Source organism: Streptosporangium vulgare, assembly GCF_042428775.1.
Classification (GTDB): Bacteria; Actinomycetota; Actinomycetes; order Streptosporangiales; family Streptosporangiaceae; genus Streptosporangium; species Streptosporangium vulgare.
In genome coordinates, this window is record NZ_JBHMBS010000178.1 from 1 (window position 1) to 551 (window position 551).

The following is a 551-nucleotide window of genomic DNA, read 5'->3' on the forward strand; positions in this document are numbered from 1 at the left end:
CCTTATTTGGTCAAATATCAGCTGCATCAAATTGCTGGAGTAATCACGTCGGGATCATTATCGGTCATAACGGTGAAGACTTCCTGGTTGCAGAAAGCCGGGTTCCCCTTTCAACCATCACCACGCTATCTCGTTTTATTAAACGTTCGTCTAATCAACGCTATGCTATAAAGCGATTAGACGCTGGGCTGACAGAACGACAAAAACAACGAATTGTTGAACAGGTTCCCTCCCGGCTACGCAAACTTTACCACACCGGTTTTAAATACGAATGTTCGCGCCAGTTCTGTTCAAAATTTGTTTTTGATATTTATAAAGAAGCGCTATGTATTCCGGTGGGTGAAATAGAGACGTTTGGAGAATTGTTAAATAGCAATCCGAATGCAAAACTCACTTTCTGGAAATTCTGGTTCCTGGGTTCTATTCCGTGGGAGCGTAAAACCGTCACGCCAGCCAGTTTGTGGCATCATCCGGGTTTGGTGTTGATTCATGCGGAGGGAGTGGAAACGCCTCAGCCGGAACTGACCGAGGCGGTATAACTTAACGCAGTC

Annotated in this window: 1 protein-coding gene; it reads left to right on the top strand. The window is 45.4% G+C overall.

The window, feature by feature from the left end:
* On the top strand, positions 1–539 hold a 539-nt coding region (locus ACFFRH_RS45000; RefSeq protein WP_512701160.1), incomplete at its 5' end, for a YebB family permuted papain-like enzyme.
* Positions 540–551 lie beyond the last annotated feature (12 nt).